20 protein-coding genes are annotated in these 22517 nt (G+C 71.3%); 9 read left to right on the forward strand and 11 right to left on the reverse strand.

The window, feature by feature from the left end:
* Positions 1 to 36 precede the first annotated feature (36 nt).
* From AB0F52_RS34710 to AB0F52_RS34720, 3 genes are all read right to left on the reverse strand, one after another.
* Complete coding sequence (locus tag AB0F52_RS34710) at positions 37 to 618, reverse strand: DNA-binding protein (protein ID WP_360180190.1); 582 nt, start codon at positions 616 to 618, stop codon at positions 37 to 39.
* A gap of 629 nt (positions 619 to 1247) precedes the next feature.
* The gene (locus AB0F52_RS34715; RefSeq protein WP_360180192.1) at positions 1248 to 2225 is read right to left on the reverse strand and encodes a LacI family DNA-binding transcriptional regulator; all 978 of its coding nucleotides are present in this window, start codon (positions 2223 to 2225) and stop codon (positions 1248 to 1250) included.
* A gap of 106 nt (positions 2226 to 2331) precedes the next feature.
* Entirely contained in the window at positions 2332 to 3435 is a 1104-nt protein-coding gene (locus AB0F52_RS34720; protein WP_360180194.1) for a helix-turn-helix domain-containing protein, read from the reverse strand.
* 176 nt (positions 3436 to 3611) lie between these two features.
* Here AB0F52_RS34720 and AB0F52_RS34725 point away from each other — a divergent pair, with 176 nt between their 5' ends.
* Together AB0F52_RS34725 and AB0F52_RS34730 are read left to right on the forward strand one after the other, a co-directional pair.
* Positions 3612 to 4088 (forward strand): MmpS family transport accessory protein, encoded by a 477-nt coding sequence (locus AB0F52_RS34725; RefSeq protein WP_360180196.1) that lies wholly within the window; start codon positions 3612 to 3614, stop codon positions 4086 to 4088.
* Between the two features lie 17 nt (positions 4089 to 4105).
* Complete coding sequence (locus tag AB0F52_RS34730; RefSeq protein WP_360180198.1) at positions 4106 to 4849, forward strand: ABC transporter permease; 744 nt, start codon at positions 4106 to 4108, stop codon at positions 4847 to 4849.
* On the opposite strand, the gene AB0F52_RS34735 is transcribed toward AB0F52_RS34730, so the two are convergent.
* The 3 genes from AB0F52_RS34735 to AB0F52_RS34745 are packed head-to-tail and all read right to left on the reverse strand — an operon-like array spanning position 4833 to position 7855.
* Positions 4833 to 5519, reverse strand: a complete 687-nt coding sequence (locus AB0F52_RS34735) for a histidine phosphatase family protein (RefSeq protein ID WP_360180200.1) — start codon at positions 5517 to 5519, stop codon at positions 4833 to 4835. The two genes, AB0F52_RS34730 and AB0F52_RS34735, sit on opposite strands and share 17 nt — an antisense overlap.
* Before the next feature lie 10 nt (positions 5520 to 5529).
* On the reverse strand, positions 5530 to 7413 hold the full coding sequence (locus tag AB0F52_RS34740; protein ID WP_360180202.1) for a Na+/H+ antiporter: 1884 nt from the start codon (positions 7411 to 7413) through the stop codon (positions 5530 to 5532).
* Positions 7414 to 7423: 10 nt separating this feature from the next.
* Positions 7424 to 7855 carry a nuclear transport factor 2 family protein gene (locus tag AB0F52_RS34745; RefSeq protein WP_360180204.1) on the reverse strand — a complete coding sequence of 144 codons (432 nt, stop codon included), beginning with the start codon at positions 7853 to 7855 and terminating at the stop codon, positions 7424 to 7426.
* 73 nt (positions 7856 to 7928) lie between these two features.
* Between AB0F52_RS34745 and AB0F52_RS34750 the strand changes: the two genes are divergently transcribed.
* Positions 7929 to 9314 (forward strand): carboxylesterase family protein, encoded by a 1386-nt coding sequence (locus tag AB0F52_RS34750; RefSeq protein WP_360180206.1) that lies wholly within the window; start codon positions 7929 to 7931, stop codon positions 9312 to 9314.
* Positions 9315 to 9347: 33 nt separating this feature from the next.
* On the opposite strand, the gene AB0F52_RS34755 is transcribed toward AB0F52_RS34750, so the two are convergent.
* The 3 genes from AB0F52_RS34755 to rnhA form a co-directional block, all read right to left on the reverse strand.
* Positions 9348 to 12419 carry a carbohydrate-binding protein gene (locus AB0F52_RS34755; RefSeq protein ID WP_360180208.1) on the reverse strand — a complete coding sequence of 1024 codons (3072 nt, stop codon included), beginning with the start codon at positions 12417 to 12419 and terminating at the stop codon, positions 9348 to 9350.
* 325 nt (positions 12420 to 12744) lie between these two features.
* On the reverse strand, positions 12745 to 13125 hold the full coding sequence (locus tag AB0F52_RS34760) for a YchJ family metal-binding protein (protein WP_360180210.1): 381 nt from the start codon (positions 13123 to 13125) through the stop codon (positions 12745 to 12747).
* Positions 13126 to 13157: 32 nt separating this feature from the next.
* Complete coding sequence (rnhA, locus tag AB0F52_RS34765) at positions 13158 to 13619, reverse strand: ribonuclease HI (protein WP_360180212.1); 462 nt, start codon at positions 13617 to 13619, stop codon at positions 13158 to 13160.
* 74 nt (positions 13620 to 13693) lie between these two features.
* On the opposite strand from rnhA, the gene AB0F52_RS34770 reads away from it, so the two are divergent.
* The 4 genes from AB0F52_RS34770 to AB0F52_RS34785 all read left to right on the forward strand — a co-directional run bounded on the left by AB0F52_RS34770 (position 13694) and on the right by AB0F52_RS34785 (position 16700).
* Positions 13694 to 14398: a Crp/Fnr family transcriptional regulator gene (locus AB0F52_RS34770; RefSeq protein WP_360180214.1), complete on the forward strand. Its 705-nt coding sequence runs from the start codon at positions 13694 to 13696 to the stop codon at positions 14396 to 14398.
* Between the two features lie 110 nt (positions 14399 to 14508).
* Complete coding sequence (locus AB0F52_RS34775; protein ID WP_360180216.1) at positions 14509 to 14676, forward strand: hypothetical protein; 168 nt, start codon at positions 14509 to 14511, stop codon at positions 14674 to 14676.
* Positions 14677 to 14906: 230 nt separating this feature from the next.
* The gene (locus AB0F52_RS34780) at positions 14907 to 15833 is read left to right on the forward strand and encodes a hypothetical protein (RefSeq protein WP_360180218.1); all 927 of its coding nucleotides are present in this window, start codon (positions 14907 to 14909) and stop codon (positions 15831 to 15833) included.
* An 84-nt stretch (positions 15834 to 15917) separates the two neighbouring features.
* Positions 15918 to 16700 (forward strand): DUF1684 domain-containing protein, encoded by a 783-nt coding sequence (locus tag AB0F52_RS34785; protein WP_360180220.1) that lies wholly within the window; start codon positions 15918 to 15920, stop codon positions 16698 to 16700.
* Positions 16701 to 16727: 27 nt separating this feature from the next.
* Here AB0F52_RS34785 and AB0F52_RS34790 read toward each other — a convergent pair whose 3' ends face one another.
* Together AB0F52_RS34790 and AB0F52_RS34795 are read right to left on the reverse strand one after the other, a co-directional pair.
* Positions 16728 to 17213, reverse strand: a complete 486-nt coding sequence (locus tag AB0F52_RS34790; RefSeq protein WP_360180222.1) for a hypothetical protein — start codon at positions 17211 to 17213, stop codon at positions 16728 to 16730.
* 292 nt (positions 17214 to 17505) lie between these two features.
* The gene (locus AB0F52_RS34795) at positions 17506 to 18183 is read right to left on the reverse strand and encodes an MBL fold metallo-hydrolase (protein WP_360180224.1); all 678 of its coding nucleotides are present in this window, start codon (positions 18181 to 18183) and stop codon (positions 17506 to 17508) included.
* A gap of 110 nt (positions 18184 to 18293) precedes the next feature.
* Here AB0F52_RS34795 and AB0F52_RS34800 point away from each other — a divergent pair, with 110 nt between their 5' ends.
* Together AB0F52_RS34800 and uvrA are read left to right on the forward strand one after the other, a co-directional pair.
* Entirely contained in the window at positions 18294 to 19499 is a 1206-nt protein-coding gene (locus AB0F52_RS34800; RefSeq protein ID WP_360180226.1) for an acyltransferase, read from the forward strand.
* Between the two features lie 97 nt (positions 19500 to 19596).
* The gene (gene uvrA, locus AB0F52_RS34805; RefSeq protein WP_360180228.1) at positions 19597 to 22461 is read left to right on the forward strand and encodes an excinuclease ABC subunit UvrA; all 2865 of its coding nucleotides are present in this window, start codon (positions 19597 to 19599) and stop codon (positions 22459 to 22461) included.
* Positions 22462 to 22517: the final 56 nt, after the last annotated feature.

Consider the following 22517-nt stretch of genomic DNA (forward strand, 5'->3'; position numbering starts at 1 on the left):
CGTCCTTGTCGGTGATCTTGCTCGGGAGAGTCCAGCCTAGAGCGGCGTGCCGAGCGTGGCGATGAGGCGGGCGACGTGGTCCGGGTCACCACCGGAGAGGAGCCATTGGCGCGGGGTCGCGGGCTGGTTGTTGATCACCAGATCGGCCTGCGGAGTGTTCATGAAGGCGGCGACGACGAGCGCGGGCTGGTCGTCGGGCAGGGCTTTGAGGACGACTTCGAGGCCGGGCAGCACGCCCGAGCCGGCGAACTGCCACGCGGGAAGCCGCCAGCCGCCGTCCTTCCAGCCGGTCAGCCGCCCTTCCTTGAGGCGGTGCCGGATCCGGCTGTCGTCGACACCGAGGGCCTTGGCCGCCCCGTTGACGCTGAGGGCGCCTTCGGCGAGCACGGCGTGGGCGGCGACGGTGCGCGCCCTGAAGTCGGGTTCGTCTTCCCGCCTCGGTGAGAGGTCCAAACCGACGTCGGTGAGCGCGGCGCGTTGATCGGCCGAGAAGTAGTGCGACGGATCCGGATTCGGCGGGGACAGTCTGCGCGCCGCGTCTTCGACGAGAGTGAGGAACTCATTCGCGTCGACCTTCAGGCCCGCCTTGGCGAGGATGTTCTCCAGCGCTACAGACATGTGGCTCAGGTTAACCCGAAACAGCGCGGGTGTGCGGGTTCGTGCGGTTTCTTGCCCTGTCTGTGGGTGAATTCACCAGAGATCGACACCTACGGCACATTATCCAACACGTTGAGTAGTCAACTTCCGGTCAGTTTCCCCGGATCGGCGGCGGTTGTCCAGTCCTGTCCCGGCTTGACACCGGGTGTCGCCGGACCTAGGTTCCGGATGAGTAAACGATTTCCGCTCCGTGCTCACAGGACCCGGCGTTCCGGCGCCGGTGATGGGGGACACAGGGGGTGGGGCGTGCCTGGGGGGCCCGGCACGAGCCGGCCCCTCGGGCACGTCGCTCGCCCCCGAGCTTCGGGGTCGCTCCGCCTGACCCTCTGGGCACGCGGGCCGACCTCCTAGGTACTCCGGCCGACCCTCCGGGTACGCGGCCGACCTTCTTGGTGCGCCAGTCGGCCCTTCCGGTGCGCGAGCCGGCCCGCCAGGTACGCAGGCCGACCTTCTGGGTGCGTGGGCCGGCCTGCCGGGTGCGCCAGCCGACCCTTCCGGTGCGCGGACCGACTCTGCACGAATCAGCGCGGGGGCTGCACGAATCAGCGCGGAGGCTGCACGAATCAGCGCGGCGGCCGTGTCCTTCGGCGTCAGCGGCGGGAGCTCTTGCGGACGATCAGCCGGGCCTCGAGGGTCGTCGTCGTCGCGTCGCGGCTGCTGTCCGTGATGCGGGCCAGCAGGAGCTGGGCCGCCACCCGGCCGACTTCGTACGCCGGCTGGGCGACCACCGTCAGGGGCGGGTCGACCAGTGTCGTCCATGGTGCGTCGTCGAACGACACGATGCCCACGTCGCTGCCCGGGCGCAGCCGGCGAGCCGAGAGGGCTTCCAGCACGCCGATCGCCATCGTGCTGTTCGCGACCAGCAGCGCGTCCGGCGGCGATGGCTCGTCGAGGAGGTCCAGCGTCGCCAGCCGGGCGCCCTCCGCGCGGTATTCGCCGCGGCGGAACAGGACGTTCTCTTCGCCCACGACATCGGCGTACCCCGCCAGGCGGTCTTCGGCCGTGCGGACGCCCGGCGGGCCGGTCAGGCAGCCGACGCGCCGGTAGCCGCCGGCGAGCAGGTGCCGGGTGGCTTCGGCGGCCGCGTGGCGGGTGTCGACCAGCACTTGGTCGCCCTCCGCGGCCTGCAGCGGCCGGTCCACCGCCACCAGCGGCGTGCCCTGGCGGCGGAGCCCCTCGACGTTCGTCGACCGGCCGGTGGGCGACAGCACCACGCCGGCGACCCGCTCCTGCAGCGCGACCTCGATGTAGCGCCGCTCCTTGTCCTCGTTTTCATCGGAATTACACAGCACCACCGAATACCCGGACCGCTGCGCGAGGTCCTCGACGCCCCGCGCGATGGCGGTGAAGAACGGGTTTTCGACGTCGGAGATGATCAGCGCGAGCACCGCGGTCTCCTGGCGGCGGAGGTTCCGCGCCAGCCCGTTCGGGTGATATCCGAGCTCAGCGGCCGCTTCCTGGACGCGGGCGGCGAGGGTGGGGTCCACAGTGGACTTTCCGTTGAGGGCGCGCGACACGGTCGCCGTGGAGACGCCGGCTCTCGCCGCGACGTCGCTGATGGTGGCCACACGCCCTCCCTGATCACTCGTCGAGGGGGAGGATAGCGCTCTTGGTAGTCGTTTACCGTCCGCTTACCTTTTTGGGGGAACGGCCACTTCCGGTTGACCGCAGGGGTTACGCCGAACGGAGTCGATCACGCACCGCAACGTCCACAGTGGAGGATCCACCGAAGTAGCGGCGCGGCGTGAGGCCGGTCATCGCCCGGCAGTCCCGGCTGAGGTGCGCTTGATCGGCATACCCCGCGGCGGCGGCCAGCGCGGCCAGCCCGGAGACGTGCGGAGCCAGCGCGACGGCCCGCTGGAACCGGCTGACCCGGAGGTAGGTGGCCGGCCCGTACCCGACGGCTTGCACGAACCGCCGCCGCAGCCGCCGCTCGCTCACCGCGGCGGACAAGACGGGATCTTCGACCCGCGCGACGACGAGTGCCGCCCCGCCCGCGCCGGTTGCCGCGAACGCGGCGGCGCTCGCTGCGTCGCGGGCGCGCGCGAATGGGGCGGCGCTCGCTGCGGCTGGGGGTGGGGGTGGGGGTGGGGTCAGGATGGTTGGTGCCGCCTCGCCGCCGCCGGCGAACGGGCTGGCGCTCGTCGTGGCGTGATCGAGCATGGCGCCGGGGCGCGCTCCCTCATCGCCGGCGTGCCCGAGCGGGTCCCCGGCGATGCTCGTGCGCCCCTCCCCACCGGCACCGCCTCGCGCCGCCGCCTTGCTGGGCCGTCCGCGCCGCACTTCACCGCGGCCTGCTCCGCCCCGCCCTACGACACCGGACCGGACCAACCCCGCCGCCGCTTCACCGACCCGGGCCACCCCCGCCTCCAACCGCGCGATCAGCTCCGCCACCGCCAAATCCTCCGGCGGCAACTCCCCAAGCCACCCGGCCACCGCTTCGACCGGCGACACTTCCCCCTCCACCAGCCGCTCCGCCCACGACCGTCCCCACAACTCGCCCACCGGCACCCGCCGATCGCGCAGCTCGTCCGCCGCCACGCCCAGGACCGCCGCCGCGCGGCCCGGGCGGAAGCGGACTCCGCTCAGCACCGCCTCCGGCCGGGTCACCGAGGACCACGCCGTCGTGTCCGGCCCGGCCACGAACGCCGCGCCGTCGCCGATGACCAGGTCCACGCAGCCGTCCGGGACGATCCGCTTCGGGCCCTCCGAAGCCGATCGCCACACGCATTTCGCCACGTCACGCAGCACCACCGGCGCTGCCGCCTCTTCGTACACACCCCGATCATCCCCCTCGGGTCCGACAAGATCCGACAAGATCCGGCGCCTCGGGAGACCCCCGTCCGGGTGAACATCGAACTTCCCGCGAAGAGCTGCTAACACGCCGTCAGGTCACGGCGAGATATAGGTCGACGCACTCGACGGAAGTGCGCGCGACGAGAGAAGACCTCTCCATGGGCGTTCCCACCGCGACCCGGCCCCAGCGCGACTGCGCCGGGCGGGCTCGGTCGGCCGGCAGCTTCGTCGTCGTCCTCGGGGTGCTCGCCGCGGCCTTCGCGGTGACCGCCTACGTCGTGCCCCGGTCCGCGCGCGGACCCGGCCAGGAAGAACCCGCCGGCGCGCCCGTCGTCGCCCCGGCGGCGGTCCGGACCGTCGACCACAGCGTCGTCTACGAACTGCTCGGCGCGCACGGCGCCCGCAACGTCACCTACGCCGCCGCGGGCTCGGTGCTGACCCAGCACGCCGAGGTCGCGACGCCGTGGTCCACGCGGTTCACCCGGGTCGGCCCCGCCGGCCGCACCGAGTTCTACAGCATCGCCGCCCGCAATCCCGGGCCCGGCGCGCTGCGGTGCCGGATCGTCGTCGACGGCGTCGTCGTCGCCGAAAAAACCGAGACCGAACCGGACCGCCTCTTCAGCTGCGCCGTCTGAGCGGCAGGATCGGCGGCGTGAACGCCGCGATCACCTTCGGCCCCGCCCTGGTGGCGGTCCTCGTCCTGCTCGCCGTCGCCGGTGCGGCCGTCGTCCGGGCCGGCGGCCTCGGCGACGGGCGCGCGGTGCTGATCGCCGCCGCCCGCGCGGTCGTCCAGCTCGCCGCCGTGTCGCTCGTGATCACCGCCGTCCTGCGCTCGGCGCCGCTCACCGGCCTCTTCGTGCTGCTGATGTTCGGGATCGCCGCGGTGACGTCGGCGCGCCGCGCCGGTACCTGGAAGAACCTCCCGTGGGCGGCCCTGGCCATCGCCGCCGGCGTCGCCCCGGTGCTCGCGCTGGTCCTCGGCGCCGGTGTCGTCCCGCCGAAGCCGGTCGCCGTCGTGCCGATCGCCGGCATCGTGATCGGTGGCGCCATGACCGCGACGTCGCAGGCCGCCCGCCGCGCCCTCGACGAGCTCAAGGCCCGGCACGGCGAATACGAAGCCGCGCTGGCGCTGGGGTTCCTGCCGCGCCCGGCCGCGCTGGAGATCTGCCGCCCGTCGGCCGGGCACGCGCTCATCCCGGCGCTCGACCAGACCCGCACGGTCGGCCTGGTGACGCTCCCCGGCGCCTACGTCGGCGTCCTGCTCGGCGGCGCGGGCCCGATCCAGGCCGGGATGACGCAGGTGCTCGTGCTGATCGGGCTGCTGGCCGCGGAGGCCGTCTCGATCCTGGTGACCGTCCAGCTCGTCGCGGCGGGGAAACTCAGCCGAGCGGCGTAGCCAGGTGGGCGGTGTCGTTGAAGCGCCGCACGATCCAGCGGTCGCCGTGCAGCACCAGGTGCGAAATCGACCCGTTGTCGGCGCCGAGGAACGCGAACCGCTCGACCGAGCGGCCGGCCTGGGCGAACACCTCGCCGATGACGCCGCCGTGGGTGAACACCGCGACGCGCCGATCGGGGTGCGCGGCCGCGATGCGGGTGAGCGCACCGCGCAGGCGGGCCCCGAACGCCTCGTCGGACTCCGCGCCCGGGATCACGTCCCAGCGCTGCTCGGCCCACAGCCGGTCGACGATCGGGTGGCCGTCGGCCGTGTACTTCCGGAACAGGCCGTTCTCCCAGTCGCCCAGGTGGATCTCGCGCAGGTCCGGCTCGACGACCGGGGTCAGGCCCAGCTTTTCCGCCAGCGGTGCGGCGGTCTGCGCCGTGCGGCGCAACGTCGTCACGTAGATCGCGTCGATCCGTTCCCCGGCCAGCCGCTCGCCGACGCGCTGGGCGTGGTCGCGGCCCTCCGGGGCGAGGTCCGGGTCGGCCTGGCCGTCGACCAGCTCGAACGGGTTGTCGCCGCGGGCAGGGGCCGATTCGCCGTGCCGGACCAGGAAGATCTCCGTCGCGCCCGGGGGCGGGCTGAAGCGGTGCTGGCGGTACTCGATCTCCTGCTCGGGCGTGCTCATGGCCCCGACCCTAACCCAGTTGCTTGTCCACGAAACACCATCGCCACGTCTCGCCCGGTTCGAAGCTACGCATGACCGGATGGCGGGATTCGTGGAAGTGCCGGGTCGCGTGGCGGCGCGGCGAGGAGTCGCAGCAGGCGACGTTGCCGCACTTCAGGCACATGCGCAGGTGCACCCACGTCGTGCCCTCGGCGAGGCAGGCCGCGCAGCTGTCGGCCGAGCTGGGCTCCTTGTCGACCCACTCGTGGCTCAGGTGCTTGCACGACCCCGCCGTCGCGGCCGGGGTGCGCAGTTCGCGGCCCTCCACGTCGGGCTCGGCCTCGTCGCGGTCGAGCATGGACTCCTCGATGTCGAGCCGTTCCAGGACCTTCCGCAGGACGTCGTTGTCAGCGCTGCCGCTGGCGCGGGCCTTGAGGAACTGGTTGCGTTCGACTTCGAGCAGCTCCAGCCGCAGGCGGCGGTAGGCGTCGCTCGGGGTCTCGGCCAGGGCGCTCTGCCGGCCGAGCTGCTCCCACGCCGAGTCGGCGCGGTGCTGGAGGCGGTCACGCAGGCGCTGGATGATCTCCGGCGGGTCGTCGGGCTGCCGGATCTCCTCCAGCTTGGCCAGCGCCGCCCGGGTCATGTCGTGCAGGACGGCCGCCTCCTGCAACGCGTCCTCCGCGGGGTCCGGCCGCGGCAGGCGCAGCCGCCGGATCAGGGGCGGCAGCGTCATGCCCTGCACGGCCAGGGTGCCGGCCACGACGACGAACGCCGCGAGCACCAGCACGGCCCGCTGAGGGGTGTCCGCGGGCAGGACGAACGCCGCCGCGAGCGTGACCACCCCGCGCATGCCCGCCCACGCGATGACGGCCGAATAGCGCCACGGCCAGATCTTCACCTTGACCTTCCCCGGCAGCAGGCGTCGTTTGACGCGTTTCACCGTGCCGATGCCGATCAGGTACAGCACGCGGGTGAGGATGGTCGCGCCGAGCACGGCGACGCAGATCCAGGTGAGCGTGAGCAGGGACAGCCCGCTCTCGCCGACCTCGGCGAGGATCCGCCGCAGCTGCAGGCCGATCAGCAGGAAGACCATGTTCTCCAGCAGGAACTGGATGGTCTGCCAGTTCAGCCGGGATGCCAGCCGCGTCGAACCCGACAGGATCTGCGGTGCCTTGTGCCCGAGGATGAGCCCGGCGATCACCACCGCGAGCACGCCGGAGCCGTGGATCGCCTCGGCCGGGATGTAGGCGATGAACGGCACGGCGAACGACAGCGCGGTGTCGAGCACCGGTTCGTCCATCCGGGCGCGGACGAACGCGGCCGCGAAGCCGACGACGAGCCCCACCACGGCCCCGCCGAGGGCCGCGCGGAAGAAGTCCGCGCCGACCTGCCACAGGCTGACCGAGCCGGCCAGCGCGGCGATGGCCGTGCGGAGGGCGACCAGCGCGGCGGCGTCGTTGAAGAGGCTCTCGCCTTCCAGGAGCCGGATCAGCTTGCGGGGCATGCCGACCCGGCGGGCGACGACGCTGGCGGCGACCGCGTCCGGCGGCGCCACGATCGCGCCGAGCGCGATGCCGCCGGCCAGCGGGAGCCCGGGGATCACCGCCCAGGCGACCAGGCCGACGCCGAGCGCGGTGAACACGACGAGCCCGACCGACATCAGGCCGATCGCGCCGCGGTTCTTCCGGAAGTCGACCAGGGACGTCTGGATGGCCGCCGAGTACAGCAGCGGGGGCAGCAGGCCCAGCAGCACGACCTCGGGGTCGAGGTGGACCTCGGGGACGCCGGGGACGTACGAGGCACCGACGCCGACGACGATCAGGCACAGCGGGGCGGACCAGTCCAGCCGCCGCGCCACCGCGCTGACGACGAGGACGGCCACGACCAGCGCCACTATCTCTGCCGCTATGTGCACGGGGTAATCATCACCCGGGCCCCGTGGCGGACGTCACCGGGCCAGCTACGCCGAGCACCTCCGCGACGAGCTGGGTGTCCATGTACTCGGTGATCTCGCGGATCCGGCCGTCCTCGACGCGGAAGACGAAGCAGTACTTGTTGTCGTAGCGCCCCCCGGCTTTGGTCGCGACACTGCCCTGCGTCTCGACCACGACGACGTCGTCTTCGGCGACGAACCGGCTCGCCGTGCTGGTGTAGGTGCCGTCGAACTGCGCGCCCAGCGGGCCGAGCAGGTCGCGGCGGACCGAGTCCTTGCCGCTGAAGCGGCCGGACCAGCTGTTGTGCCCGCTGACCGTCCAGGTGACGTCGTCGGCCATCGCGGCGATGAGCGGCCGGATGTCGCCGGTCGCCCAGGCGTCGAACGCCGTCTTCAGGAGCTGCTTGTTTTCGGCCGCGCTCATGGTTCCCTCCCGGTGTGTGCGCCCCAGTCAACACGCTGGAGCGCACTCCAGGGCAAGTCCCTAGGCTGGACGCGTGACGACGGTGGAGATCACGGCCGGCGCCCTGCGCGGGTCCGGACGGGACGCGGTCAGGACGTTCCTCGGGGTGCCCTACGCCGAGCCGCCGGTGGGGGAGCTGCGGTTCCGCGCGCCGCGCCCGGTGCCGCCGTGGCCGGGTGTCCGGGACGCCACCCGGTGGGCACCGCGCGCGCCGCAGCCCGCGCTGACCGGGCGCGGTTTCACCGGTGACGAAGACTGTCTGTACCTGAACGTCTACGCGCCGGCCTCGCCCGGCTCGTACCCGGTGCTGGTGTGGATCCACGGCGGAGGCGGCGTGATAGGCGCGCCGCACCAGTTCGACGCGTCCGCGTACGCGCGGCGAGGTGTCGTCGTCGTGACCGCCGCCTACCGGCTCGGCGTGCTCGGGATGTTGCACCTGCCCGGGGTCGCCGACTCCAACCTGTCCCTGCGCGACCAGGTCGCCGCGCTCGAATGGGTGCGGGACAACATCGCCGCGTTCGGAGGCGATCCGGGCCGGGTGACGCTGGCCGGGCAGTCCAACGGCGGCCGCACGGTCGGGACGCTGCTCGCCGTGCCCGCCACCCGCGGCCTGGTCCACCAGGCGATCGTGCAGAGCGGCACCGGCGTCGGCTCGGTCGTGCACACGCCGGACGAAGGCGCGGCGGTCGCTTCGGCGGTCCTCGCGGAGCTGGACGCGTCGCCGGACGACTTGTCGACGTTGCCGGTGACGCGGATCCTCGAGGCGCAGCAACGGGTTTCGGCGGTCTCGGGCACCAAGGTGACCTACCGCGTGGTCGTCGGCGACGAGCTGCTCCCCCGCTCACCGCTCGAAGGCGTGCGCGAGGTCCCGCTGCTGATCGGCACGACGGCCGACGAGGAGGACCTGTTCAGCTGGCTGCAGTCCGGGGGCGCGAAGCTGCTGGGCGTCGGCTCGACGATGCTGGACGCGCCCGCGATCGAGAAGGCCGTCGCGGTGTATAACGACCTATTCGATGAGCCGCAGGACCAGATCCGCAACCGCGTGCTGACGGCGGGGGACTGGTGGATCCCGGCGATCCGGTTCGCCGAAGCGCAGCCGGAGGCCTGGATGTACCGCCTGGACTGGCGCATCGCCCCGCGCGGCCGCGGCTTGGGCGCGGTGCACGGGCTCGACCTGCCGCTGATGTTCGACGACATCCGCAACCGCAACTGGCGCTTCCTGTTCGCCGGCCGCCCGTTCCCGGCGGAGCGGATGCAGGCGGTGGCGACGGAGATGTTCGACGCCTGGGTCCGCTTCGTGGCCACCGGCGACCCGGGCTGGCCGCGCTACACGACGGCGGACCGGGTGACGCGCCTCTTCGACGACGTCTCGGCGACGGTGTCCGACCCGGACCGCGAGCAGCGCCTGCTCTGGGACTGAGCCGGGGCGGCGCGAGGCCGCCCCGGCTCGAATCTAGACGGTGATCTTGTCGACGTTCGGGCCGCCGTTGGCGGTCGTCGCGGTCGCCTTGATCTTGTTCGTCCCGGCGGTCAACGTCACCGGGATCGTGGCCGTCTGCCAGGTGTCCCAGTTCCCCGTGCCCCCGAAGGCCACCGCGGACGCCACCTTCGTGCCGTTCACCGTGATGTCCATCGGGCGGTTCGTCGTGGTGCCGTTGGCGAACCGCAGGACGACGTTCGCGCTGCCCGCCGCGGCGGCGTTCACGGAGAACTCCACCGCGCTGCCGACCGCGTTGTCGTAGTTGACGAACCCGCTGCCCGTGAAGCCCGTGTGGTCGGACTCCGCGACGCCGCTGGTGATCGTCGCGTCCTCGGCCTGGTAGTCGGCCGGGGTGCCCGGGCCGACCGAGCCGTCCGCCGGGATCGTCTTCGTCCCGGTGTTCCAGCCCGCGACCCGCACCGACGGTGCCGCTCCGTGCAGGTCCGCGGTCCGGTACGTCGCCGTCAGCGTCGTCGACTCACCCGGCCAGAGGCTGACCTGGTTGTCGGTCCAGCGCACCGGCAACACCGGCGCGCCCGCCGCGCCGACCACGTGCGCGTCGACGAAGAACGCCGGGACCTTGCCGGTCGTGGTGTTCTTCAGCGTCACCTTGGTCGTCGTGGTGCCGTCGGCGCCGGCTGTCGAGGAAGCGTTCGCGCCGACCGTGACCGAACCCAGCGAGTTCAGCCCCGAAAGGTCCGCGTACGACGTCGTCGGCGTGTAGTACCAGTCGCTGTTGCCCCAGTCCAGGGTGTCGGCCTTGGTGGACAGCCAATACACGTTCCGGCTGACCTCCTTGCCCGACGAATCGGTCAGGACCAGCTTCGCCAGGTACGTCGTCGACAGCCCGCTCACCGAACCGATGGTCAGCGCCGTCGTCTTCGCCCCGTCACCACCCACGGAAACAGCCTTGGACTGGTTGAACTTCTCCGTCCCGTCGAGGTTGTACAGCTTCACGGACGCGGTGAGGCCCGATGCCGCGTCGTGGTTGTGGTTGACCACCACGACCGACTTCGTGTCGTAGGAGTACTGGATGTGCAGCGGCTCGTTCGCCTTCTTGGCCCCGAAGTACGAGCCGTTCTGGTCGAGGTAGGCGTCGAACAGCTGCCAGTGCAGCGACGTCCAGCCGCTGTTGAGCATCCAGTAGATGATCCCGGTGGCCGGGTTCGAGCCGTCGCTGAAGTTGCGCGAGTGCGACTCGAACTCGGCGCGGACGTTCTCGTACTGCGCCAGCTGCGCCTTGCGGACGAAGTCGTCGAGGCTCGCCGGCTTGCCGTAGCGGCCGGTGAGCGCGTTGCCGAACAGCTTGAGGTTGGCGAACGTCGACGACGAAGACCGGTGGTACTGCGCGGCCGACGGGTTCTTCCACAGCGTGTCCAGCTCACCGGACGACATCATCCGCTTGAGCGTGTCCATGGTCGGGATGTCCGGCCCGGCACTGGTCTCGGAGTTGAAGCCCCACGCACCGCCGAGGTCGCTGTGCGCCTTGTCGTACCAGTAGTTCGGCGGGACGTAGTCGTACGGGCCGTTCATCTTCATGCCCGAAGACCCGAGCTGCGGCGACGACTTCGCCGACGCGGCCGGGACCACCGGCGTGGCCCAGTCCGCGGCGCTGAGCGCGTCGAGGTAGTTCTTCTCGATCGTCGCGTCGGGCGCGAAGTCGCTGCCGATCAGGAACGAGATGACGCTCGGGTGGTCGCGCAGCCGCTCGGCCTCCGCGGTCATCGACGCTTTCGCGACCGGGTAGTCCGCGGCCGTCCACGGGTCACCCTTCTCGTCGCCGTTGACCTGGCCCTCCCACTTGTCGCAGCACTCCCAGCCGGGCAGCGTCAGCACACCCATCCGGTCGGCGAGGTCGAAGAACTCGTCCGGCTCGATGTGCCCTTCCAGGCGCACGGTGTTGAGCCCGAGGTCCTTGACGTAGGCGAGCTTGTCCGCCGCGTACTGCTCGTTCCAGCGCAGGAACAGGTCCGGCGAGTAGCCGCCGCCCTTGATCAGCAGCGGGCGCCCGTTGATCGTGTACGCCCGGCCGCCGCCGGCGTTCTTGTTCGCCGTCACCTGGCGGACGCCGAAGCTCGAGTGCGAGGAGTCCGACGCCGTGCCGCCGACGGCCGCGGTCAGGTCGAGGTCGTAGAGCGGCTGCCCGCCCATCCCGGCCGGCCACCAGACCTGCGGGTTGTCGATCCCGATCACCGGGAACGTCACGGTCTTCTTCTCCTTGGCCGCCAGCGAGACGGTCTGGCTGATCGCGCGCCCGGCGACCGTGCCGGAGACCGTCGTGCTCACCGCGGCGGCCGAGTCGTTGCGGACGTCGGCCTTCACGGTCAGGTCGGCGTGGCTCAGCCCGGTCAGCAACGCGGCGACGTGGCCGCCGCGCAGCGCCACCGGGCCGCTGCGGCGCACGAGGACGTCCCGCACGATGCCCATGTTCTGGTCCGGCGGGGTCTGCGCCCAGTCGATCCAGCCCATCGAGAGGTCCTTGTTCGGGTCGTTCGGGTAGACCTTGAAGGCGATGCTGTTCGTGCCCGTCTTGACCAGTGCGGTGATGTCGAGGTCGTGGCGGGTGTAGGCGCCGTTGACCTGCGTCTTGTCGGCGACGCGCGTCCCGTTGACCCAGACGTCGGCCTTCGACAGGACGCCGCTGAAGTCGAGGTACGTGCGCTGGGAGGTGTCGGCGACCGTCAGGTCGGTGCGGTACCACCACGGGACCTGGAAGTCCGCGGTCGGCACGTTCTTCATGTTCGTCGAGTAGAACGGGTCGGCGTACTTGCCGTTGGCCAGCAGGCCGGCGTAGACGGTCGAGCGCGGGCCGACCGGGTACCAGCCGGCGGTGTTGTAGCCGGGCTTGGAGACCGCGGAGTCGTCGCTGACCTGCGCGGACGTCTGGATCAGGAAGCCGGGGACCGCGGTGGCCGGGGCCGCGGCCGCGACCACCGCTCGCACCGGTTCCTGTCCGGTCGCGGCCGGGACGGTCGCCCCGGTCACCGCGACGGCCAGCACCGCCGCCGCGAGGAGAGTCCGGGTTCTTCTCTGCCGATAGCTCACTAGCGCGCCTCCTAGGCACCCACGGCGGCGGGGGACAGCGGACCATCGTTAGGGAACTTTCCTAACAATTGGGCACGATGGTAGCGGCCCGGTCACGCCGAGAACAGAGGCCGTTCGTCAGACACGGGCGGCCTGCCACGCCGTGGCGGCGCGCAGGGCCAGCAGGAGCGGCCGGGAACCGGCCTCCCGAAGCCGGTGCGGGAGTGCCCCGCTGAGCGGGACACCCCCAGTCAACGCGGCGCCGGGCGACCTCGGTGCCGCCGGCCGGCAGTGCGGTCGGCCCGAAGAACTCGGGCTTGGCACCGCGCTCCATCCAACCCGCGGTTCACGCTTCCGCGTCGAGGTAGACCCAGTGGCCGTCCTCGCGGCGGAATCGGCTGTTCTCTTCGAGGAAGCCGTCCCGGCCGCGGTGGCGGTAGTGCGCCCGGAACTCGACGGTGCCCTCGGCGTGCAGCAGGCCGCCACCGGTGCGGCCGAGGATCTCGAGCCGCGTCCACTCCTGGCCGGGGTCGAGCCGGAGCTGCCGCGGCCGCGTGTCCGGGTGCCAGGTGCGCAGCAGGTACGCGGTGTCGCCGACGGCGAAGGCGCTGAACCGCGAGCGCATCAGCAGTTCGGCGGTGGGAGCGGTGAGGCCGCCACCGTGGAACCGGCCGCAGCAGCCGGCGTAGGACTCGGCGAGGCCGCACGGGCACGGAGCGGAAGGCACCGGGGAATTCTCCCACGACCGTCCACTCCGGACTAATCCGCGTTGACCGGCTTCCCGCTTTCCCGCGCCTCCTGAGCACCGCGCACCGCGAGCCGGTCCGCTCGCTCGTTCTCCGGGTGTCCCGCGTGGCCCTTGACCCACAGCCACTCGACCGTGTGCCCGCCGATCGCCGCGTCGAGGCGTTGCCAGAGGTCCGCGTTCTTCACCGGGGCGCGCGCCGCCGTCTGCCAGCCGTTGCTCTTCCAGCGGGGGAGCCACTGCGTGATGCCGTTGCGCACGTACGTGCTGTCCGTGTACACGCGCACCTGCGACGGCCGGGTCAAGCTCTCCAGGGCGCGGATCGGTGCGGTCAGCTCCATGCGGTTGTTCGTCGTCGGCGTGGCTTCGCCGCCGTACAGCTCGCGCTCGTGCCTGCCGTAGCGCAGCACCGCGCCCCAGCCGCCCGGTCCGGGGTTCCCGCTGCACGCTCCGTCGGTGTAGATCTCCACATCCACGCGGCGACCCTACCGGTCGCGGTGGTCGCCGAAGGCCGCCACGCCGGGTTACGGTGGGGAGCCGGAGGGGAGCCATGAGCGGGCAAGACGACACGGCGGACGGGGCACTCCTGGCCTACCTCGCCGAGGCCGATCGCGAATACCTGCTCGCCCGCGGCACCCGCCGCCGGTTCCGCGCGAACGACGTCGTGCTCATGGAGGGCGACCCGTCCGACCACGTCCACGTGCTGGTCTCCGGCTGGGTGCGCGTCTCCACGATCGTCGAGGACGGCCGTGAGGTGCTCTTCGGGCTGCGCGGCCCCGGCGAGGTGCTGGGCGACCTCGCCGCGGTCACCGGGCGGCCGCGGTCGGCGTCGGTGCGCGCGATCGAACCCTGCACCGTCTTCCAGCTCACCGGCGCCGAGTTCCTCGACGTCCTGCTCGCCCGGCCCGCGATCGCCGTCGCGACGATCAAGACGGTCGCGGTCCGGCTGCGGCACGCCGAGTCCGCACGGGTCGACGCCGCCGCCTTCGACGTCAGCCGGCGCGTGGCGGTGGTCCTGGTCCGGCTGGCCGAGGAGCGTGGCCGGACGGTGCCGGAAGGTGTCGTCGTCGACGCGCTGTCGCAGGAGGACATCGCCGCGCAGATCGGCGCGGCCCGGCGTACCGTCGCGCGGGCGCTGCGCGTGCTGCGGGAGCGCGGGATCGTCGAGACCGGCCGTCGCCGGTTCCTCATCCGCGAGCTCCGCGTCCTGCGTGCCTTCGCCCACTCTGAGCCAAACGGCACACAACTCCCGTGACAGCGGACATCTGAGGGACGCCGCCGCCGCGCGATGCTGGAATCCGGCCGGAAAGAATGCGATGCCAACCGGCCGGATTTCATTTCGAACGAGGTCGGGGAGCCCGTGTCGTGAACGTCTACTGCAGGATTTTGACCCTGGTGAAATCGGTCTTCGCCGCGTTCGTGGTCGGCGCCGTCGCGGGTTTCGCGGTGGCCGCCGGAAACGCGACGGAGCCGGCCGCGCCGACGTTCCACGGCTCCGCGCCGCTTTCCGCCTCGGCCTGGGTACAGCGATGAGGAGGTGTGTCTGATGGAGAGTCACTCGATCTGGGCCTTGATCTTCGGGGCGAACTGACCCGCGGTGACACCCGGCCGGCCGACTCGTGGGGGGCCGGCCGGCCGGGCTTTCGCGGAATACCGATGTCCGTAATTCGTCCTGCTTTCGTGGAACGGGAACTGGTAACGTGGGCAAATCTTCCGCGGGCGGACGAGGGGGTGGGACGACGGAAGAGCACACCTCCCCGTTCGTGCGCGAACTGAGCGAACTGCGCCGCGGCCGCGGTCTCGACGCGGCCGACCTGCACCAGCGGATCGGCCCCTGCCTGCGGGCGGCGTGCGCGATCACCGAAACCGACCAGCCCGCCGCCGCGCGCCAAAAGCTCGTGCTGCGGCTGACCGAGCTGTGCGGGCGGCTGCCGGCGGACCTGAAACTGGCCGCGCTGGCGGCACTCGGCCTGCACGAGGAGGCCGCGGGGGAGTTCCTCGACCGGCGGATCTCGTGGCTGGCCAGCGTCCTCGACCGCGACCCGCGCACCGCCCGCCGCCGGATCGACCTGGCGTTCCGCCGGCTCGACGAACTGCTCGGCGCGCCCGCGCCCCGCAGCGACCTGCACCCGCTGGCCGGCTGGTACGTCGAGTCGATGAAGGCGATGCTCCGGCTCGACCGCGACCCGCCGGAACTGGCGGAGGAGCGCCGGATCGTCGCGGAGGTCGACGAGCTCGACGAGCTGGTCCTGCCGTTCAGCGTGCCGGCCGAGCCGGGCAGCGACCCGATGCCGGACATCACCGCGGACGCGCTGTTCGGCGGCGAAATCGTCGAAGCGCGCCAGGTGTCGGCCAGCCACGCGCAGTTCATCATGCGGCTGCCGAACCCGCTGCGGCTCGGCCAGCGCCACGAGTACGGCATCCGGTTCACGCCGCGGCGCACGGAACTGCGGCCGTACTACGCGATGACGCCGTTGCGCCGCTGCGAGCAGTTCTCGGTCCGGGTCCGGTTCGACCGGGCGGCACCGCCGTCACGGGTGTGGCGCCTCAACGGCGTCCCGGGCCGGGTGGTCGACGACGGCGTCGACTCGGGCGACGCGCTGACCGTCAACCGGGTCGGCGAGGTCGGCCTCGAGTTCCACGACCTGCACCAGGGCCTGAGCTATGGGCTGCAGTGGTCCTTCGACTGAGGTGGGCGTCCGGATACTGGAACGCGGAATAGCGGCGCGAGCAGCGGGTTGGCAAGGTCGTAGCCGACGGAAAAGGGGCCCGCGATGAGCACGTTCACCCGGGAGTGGCAGGACTGGAAGACGCGGCGCGAGACCGACCTGGCCGAGCCGCACGGCTGGCTGGCGCTGGTTTCGCTGGACTGGCTGACGGACTCTCCCCGGGAGTACCCCGGCATCCCGGGCCGCTGGTGGCAGGACGCCGACGCGGCCTACGTCGACCCGGCCGGCGCCTCGCTGGCCCACGAAGGGGAACCGATCACCGGCGTCCGGCGGTTCGAGCTGGTCAACAGCGGCGCGGGCACCCGCGTGCTGGCCGGTGACGTCGAGATCGAGGTGGCCCGCCGTTCGGGGTACCTGATCCGCGTCCACGACCCCAAGGCCGAGGTGCTGCGCGAGTTCCGCGGCGTCCCGGCGTACGAGCCGTCGCCGTCCTGGGTGCTGCCCGGGCGGTTCGAGCCGTTCGACGCGCCGCGGCCGACGACGGTCGGCGCCGTGGTGGAGGGCTTGAGCCACGTCTACACGGCACCGGGCGTGGTCCGCTTCTCCCACGAGGGGGCGTCGTACACGCTGACGGCGTTCAACGGCAAGGACGGCGGCCTCAGCATCCTGTTCACCGACGGGACGAGCGGCGTGACGACCTACGCGGCCAACCGCTCGCTGCCGGTCGGGGCACCGGCAGCGGACGGGTCGGTCGAGCTGGACTTCAACCGCGCGGTGAACCTGCCCTGCGCGTTCACGGACTTCGCGACGTGCCCGCTGCCGCCGGCGGGCAACCACCTGCCGTTCGCGGTCGAGGCGGGGGAGAAGATCCCGTACGAGCGCGGGTGACCGCCGGGCCACCCGCGGCCGCTCTTTTCAGTGGGCGATGTCGATGACGATGCGGTTGGGCGAGGTGAGCGTGAAGACGTTCACCGCGGTCCGCGACCGCACTCCGATCCCGATCGAGGTCTGTGCCTCGAAGTCCCCGGTGACGGCGACGGCCATGACGTTGGCGAGGTTCCGGGTCCGGAACTTCGGCGGCACGGTGAAGGTGGGGTTCCCGTTCGCGTCGTGCGCGACGAGGGGAAGGGCGGAGACTTCGATGAAGTACTCCCCGGTGAGCCACACGATCTCACCGCTCGGGTCGGAGGTGAGTTCGTCGGTGAGCCGGTAGTTGATCAGGGTGGGCAGGGTCCCGGCCGACAGGTCGAGCACGATCCGGTCGAACCCGGGGGTGAGCCCGGTCCGGATGTTGGTCAGGGCGGGCGTGGTGGAATCGGCCTGAGCCGGTCCCGCGGCGGCGAGCGTCCCGGCGAGCAGCAGAACGACGGCGACGAGCACGCGTCTGAGGGGCTTGGACATGGTGGGCCTCCTGGCGAAACGAACCGATGGAAGTCCCAGCGCTGGGTTTACGGGGAGACGCCCGGTTCGTCCGGTGAGTTGCCCCAAGCCCGGCTTTGACGGCCCAAGCGTTACCCGGCTGCTCCGTCCGAGTCCGGGAAGCGTCGATGTGTTCTGGCACGAGCGCCCTGGCGTCGCCTGGATCCACGACCCTTCGACCTGATACCGAGCAGGCGCCGATCTCCGGTGGCGTGAACCCGATCATGCTCGGCTCGCCGGCACCGGTCCGGGCCGGCGAGCCGAATTCGTCAGCTCACCAGCCGCGCTCGCGCCACTCCGTCAGCTTCGGCCGTTCCGCGCCCAGCGTCGAGTCATCCCCGTGGCCCGGGTAGAACCACGTCTCATCAGGCAGCTCCCCGAAGATCCGCGTCTCCACATCGGCCAGCAACGACGTGAAGTCCTCGGGCGACGCCGTCTTCCCCACCCCGCCCGGGAACAGCGAGTCCCCGGTGAACAGGTGCGGATGGCCGGCCGGATCCCGGTACAGCAGCGCGATCGATCCCGGCGTGTGGCCGCGCAGGTGGATCACCGAGAGAGTGACCTGCCCCACCGTCAGCGTGTCGCCGTGCTCGACCAGGAAGTCCGGCGGGACCGGCAACGGCGGTGCGTCCAGCGGGTGGGCCGCCGTGTTGGCTCCGTTCGCTCCCGCCACCGCGCCCAGGGCCTGCCAGTGGTCCTGGTGCTGGTGGGTGGTGACGACCGTCCGCAACGCGGGGCGGTCCGGGCCGTGGCCGATCAGGTCGGAGATGCGCTCGGGGTCGCTCGCCGCGTCGATCAGCAGGGCTTCGTTCGACTCCCGGCACACCAGCAGGTACGCGTTGTTGTCCATCGGGCCGACGGACAGCTTGGTGATGGTGAGCGCGTCCAGGGTGCGCCGGGCGGCGTCGCCGCCCGGGTCGACGTGCCCGGTGTAGGTGTCCACGATGTTCACCGTGCACACGGTAGTCGTTTCGTTCCAAGCGGTTCCACCCGCACAAGCGCGCGGCCACCCCGCCACGTAGGCTCACGGCGGACCCCGCCAGCCCCGACCTCAGGACGACCGTGCCCACCTCCCCGACGCCGCGCCGGATCAGCTGGGACCTCCTCCGGGTCGTCGCCGTCCTGGCGGTCGTCCTCGGGCACGTCACCCACCAGGGTGCCCTTCTCCACCCCGAACTCACGGGGTACCCCGTGCGGGTGACAGCGCAGTTCGGTGCCGCGATCCTGCTGGTGATCTCCGCCTTCTTCGTTTGCGCCAGCCTCCGCAAGGGCAATCCCGGCCGGTGGCTGTGGAACCGCGTCGCGCGCCTGGTGCCCGCGTACCTGGTCGCCGTCCTGGTGACGTACGTCGTGACGCGGTGGGCCGCCATCTCCTTCAGCGGCCTGCCCTACCCGCCCGGTGTCACCGGGTTCCTGTTCGGCGTGCCGCAGGGACTGCCGGCGAACCCGTCGCCGTGGTACATCCCGACCGGGCTGGACCTGGTCACCAACCTCGGCATGGTGCAGGAGTGGGGCATCCGCTCGGGCGACTTCTACTACCTCGACGGCTCCTACTGGACGCTGCCGGTCCAGCTGATGGCCTTCACCGGCGCGGCCCTGCTGTGGCCGCGGTCGTGGCGCACCCACCGGCTGACGGTCGGGCTGCTGTGGGCGCTGATCCTCGTCCCGCTCGCCCTCCGGTTCCTCGTCTTCCCGCCGGGGACGGCGAGCCCGGTCGTCGAGACCTTCTTCTACGGCCTCGGCCTGCACCGCCTGCACGTCTTCGCCGTCGGCGTCGCGATCTGGCTGTGGGCGCGACGACGGCTCGAGACCTGGCACGCCGCGCTCTTCGTGGCCGCCGCCGTCGCGGCGCAGGACCTGCAGGTGTTCCCGTTCCACGTCGCGCTGCCGCAGGACGCGCTGCGCTGGCCGTCCACGATCGGGTTCGCCGTCCTGCTCCTGCTGGTCTGCGTGGCCGCCCGCGGCCCCGACTGGCGGTTCCCCGGGCTGGCCCGGATCGCCCCGGCCGTCACCTGGCTGGCGGGCATCTCGTATGGTCTTTACCTGGTGCACCAGGAACTGGGTTACATCCTGGCCCGTGCCCTGCTCGACGCCGGCCTCCCCGGCTGGCTGCGGCTCCCCGTGATCCTCGCCGCCGCCGTGCTGGCCGGCTGGGCGGTCACCGCGGGGGTCGAACGTCCGGCCCACCGGTGGCTCACCACCCGCCGGAAGCCCGGAGAACCGCAGGTCAGAGGCGCGGAATCAGTTTCTGTCGGTGGTGGCTCGTAGCATGGAAGCGGCCACCCGTGCAGCCAGCTCGAGAGAGCACAGACCGGGTCGGCGACCGCAGCAGAATGACTTGAGAATGACCTGAGAGGACCCTGGCGTGGCTGATCGCCTCGTTGTTCGCGGTGCCCGCGAGCACAACCTCCGCGGCGTGGATCTCGACCTGCCCCGCGACAGCCTGATCGTGTTCACCGGCCTGTCCGGGTCGGGGAAGTCGAGCCTCGCCTTCGACACCATCTTCGCCGAAGGGCAGCGGCGCTACGTCGAGTCGCTCTCGGCGTACGCCCGCCAGTTCCTCGGGCAGATGGACAAGCCGGACGTCGACTTCATCGAGGGCCTCTCGCCCGCGGTGTCGATCGACCAGAAGTCGACTTCGCGCAACCCGCGTTCGACGGTGGGCACGATCACCGAGGTCTACGACTACCTGCGCCTGCTCTACGCCCGCGCCGGCAAGGCGCACTGCCCCAAGTGCGGCGAGGCGATCAGCAAGCAGACCCCGCAGCAGATCGTCGACCAGGTGCTGGAGATGGACGAAGGCGTCCGCTTCCAGGTGCTCGCGCCGGTGGTGCGCGGGCGCAAGGGCGAGTACGTCGACCTGTTCGAGAACCTGCAGCAGCAGGGCTACGCGCGGGTGGTCGTGGACGGCACGGTCCACGCGCTCACCGACCCGCCGAAGCTGAAAAAGCAGGAAAAGCACCAGATCGCCGTGGTCATCGACCGGCTGAGCGTCAAGTCGAGCTCGCGCCAGCGGCTCACCGACTCGGTCGAGACGGCGCTGCGCCTGGCCGACGGGCTGATCGAACTCGACTTCGTCGACCTGCCGGAGAACGACCCGCACCGGATCCGCGGCTTCTCCGAGAACCTCGCCTGCCCCAACGGCCACCCCCTGGCCATCGAGGACCTCGAGCCCCGCTCGTTCTCCTTCAACTCGCCCTACGGCGCCTGCCCCGAGTGCACCGGCATCGGCATCCGCAAGGAGGTCGACCCGGAGCTGGTGGTCCCGGACGACGAGCTGTCGCTGGCCGAGGGCGCGATCGCGCCGTGGTCGGGCGGGCAGAGCGCGGACTACTTCGTCCGGCTGCTCGAGTCGCTGTCGGAGACCATCGGCTTCCGGATGGACACCCCGTGGCGGCGGCTGCCGGCGCGCGCCCAGAAGGCGGTGCTGCACGGCGTCGACGAGCAGGTCCACGTCCGCTACAAGAACCGCTACGGCCGCCAGCGCTCGTACTACGCGGCCTTCGAAGGCGTCATCCCGTTCCTCGAGCGGCGCCAGGAGCAGACCGAGTCCGAGTACATGCGCGAGCGGTACGAGGGCTACATGCGCGAGGTGCCGTGCCCGGCCTGCCAGGGCACCCGGCTCAAGCCGGAGATCCTCGCGGTGACGCTGGCGCACAAGACCCGCGGCGACATGTCCATCGCCGAGGTCTGCGCGCTGTCCATCGCGGAGGCGTCGCAGTTCCTCGACGAGCTGGAGCTGGGGCAGCGCGAGGCGATGATCGCCGGTGCGGTGCTCAAGGAGATCCAGGCCCGCCTGCGCTTCCTGCTGGACGTCGGCCTGACGTACCTCTCGCTCGATCGCGCGTCGGCCACCCTTTCGGGTGGTGAAGCCCAGCGCATCCGGCTGGCGACGCAGATCGGTTCCGGCCTGGTGGGCGTGCTGTACGTGCTGGACGAGCCGTCGATCGGCCTGCACCAGCGCGACAACCACCGCCTGATCGAGACGCTGACCCGGCTGCGGAACCTCGGCAACACGCTGATCGTCGTCGAGCACGACGAGGACACCATCCGCTCCAGCGACTGGGTGGTCGACATCGGCCCGGGCGCCGGCGAGCACGGCGGCCACATCGTCCACAGTGGACCGTACAAGAAGCTGCTCAAGAGCAAGGACTCCCTGACCGGGCAATACCTGTCCGGCCGGCGGAAGATCGAGGTGCCGGCGATCCGGCGGCCGATCGACAAGAAGCGGCAGCTGACCGTGGTCGGCGCGCGCGAGCACAACCTGCGCGGCCTCGACGTCTCGTTCCCGCTCGGCTGCCTGGTCTCGGTCACCGGCGTCTCCGGCTCGGGCAAGTCGACGCTGGTCAACGACATCCTCGCGACGGTGCTGGCGAACAAGCTCAACGGCGCCCGCCAGGTGCCGGGCCGCCACACCCGCGTGAACGGCCTCGGCCACGTCGACAAGCTGGTGCGCGTCGACCAGTCGCCGATCGGGCGGACCCCGCGGTCCAACCCGGCCACCTACACCGGGGTCTGGGACCACGTCCGCAAGCTGTTCGCGGCGACGACCGAGGCGAAGGTCCGCGGTTACCAGCAGGGCCGGTTCTCGTTCAACGTCAAGGGCGGTCGCTGCGAGGCCTGCGCCGGCGACGGCACGATCAAGATCGAGATGAACTTCCTGCCGGACGTCTACGTCCCGTGCGAGGTCTGCAAGGGCGCCCGGTACAACCGGGAGACCCTCGAGGTGCACTACAAGGGCAAGACCGTCTCGGACGTGCTCGACATGCCCATCGAGGAGGCCGCGGAGTTCTTCGAGCCGATCAAGGCCATCCACCGCCACCTGCAGACGCTGGTGGACGTCGGCCTCGGCTACGTCCGGCTCGGCCAGCCGGCGCCGACGCTGTCCGGCGGCGAGGCGCAGCGCGTCAAGCTGGCCAGCGAGCTGCAGAAGCGCTCGACCGGCAAGACGGTGTACATCCTCGACGAGCCGACGACCGGTCTGCACTTCGAGGACATCAACAAGCTGATCGGCGTGATCAACGGGCTGGTCGACAAGGGCAACTCGGTGATCGTGATCGAGCACAACCTCGACGTGATCAAGACCTCCGACTGGATCATCGACATGGGTCCCGAAGGCGGCTCCGGCGGCGGCACGATCGTCGCCGAGGGCACGCCGGAGTACGTCGCCGAGGTGGAGGGCAGCTACACGGGCGAGTTCCTGCGGACGGTGCTCACCCCCGCCGAGTAGCGAGCGGCCCACCCCGGTGCCGTGAATGACTCATTCATGTCGTCAGACGACATGAA

This window comes from Amycolatopsis sp. NPDC024027, assembly GCF_040638975.1.
GTDB lineage: Bacteria > Actinomycetota > Actinomycetes > Mycobacteriales > Pseudonocardiaceae > Amycolatopsis.

Coding starts and splice junctions, on each gene's coding strand:
- AB0F52_RS34770 (WP_360180214.1), top strand. CDS start 13,694: ATGAGCGGGCAAGACGACACGGCGGACGGGGCACTCCTGGCCTACCTC.
- AB0F52_RS34725 (WP_360180196.1), top strand. CDS start 3,612: ATGGGCGTTCCCACCGCGACCCGGCCCCAGCGCGACTGCGCCGGGCGG.
- AB0F52_RS34785 (WP_360180220.1), top strand. CDS start 15,918: ATGAGCACGTTCACCCGGGAGTGGCAGGACTGGAAGACGCGGCGCGAG.
- AB0F52_RS34735 (WP_360180200.1), bottom strand. CDS start 5,519: ATGAGCACGCCCGAGCAGGAGATCGAGTACCGCCAGCACCGCTTCAGC.
- AB0F52_RS34790 (WP_360180222.1), bottom strand. CDS start 17,213: ATGTCCAAGCCCCTCAGACGCGTGCTCGTCGCCGTCGTTCTGCTGCTC.
- AB0F52_RS34710 (WP_360180190.1), bottom strand. CDS start 618: ATGTCTGTAGCGCTGGAGAACATCCTCGCCAAGGCGGGCCTGAAGGTC.
- AB0F52_RS34745 (WP_360180204.1), bottom strand. CDS start 7,855: ATGAGCGCGGCCGAAAACAAGCAGCTCCTGAAGACGGCGTTCGACGCC.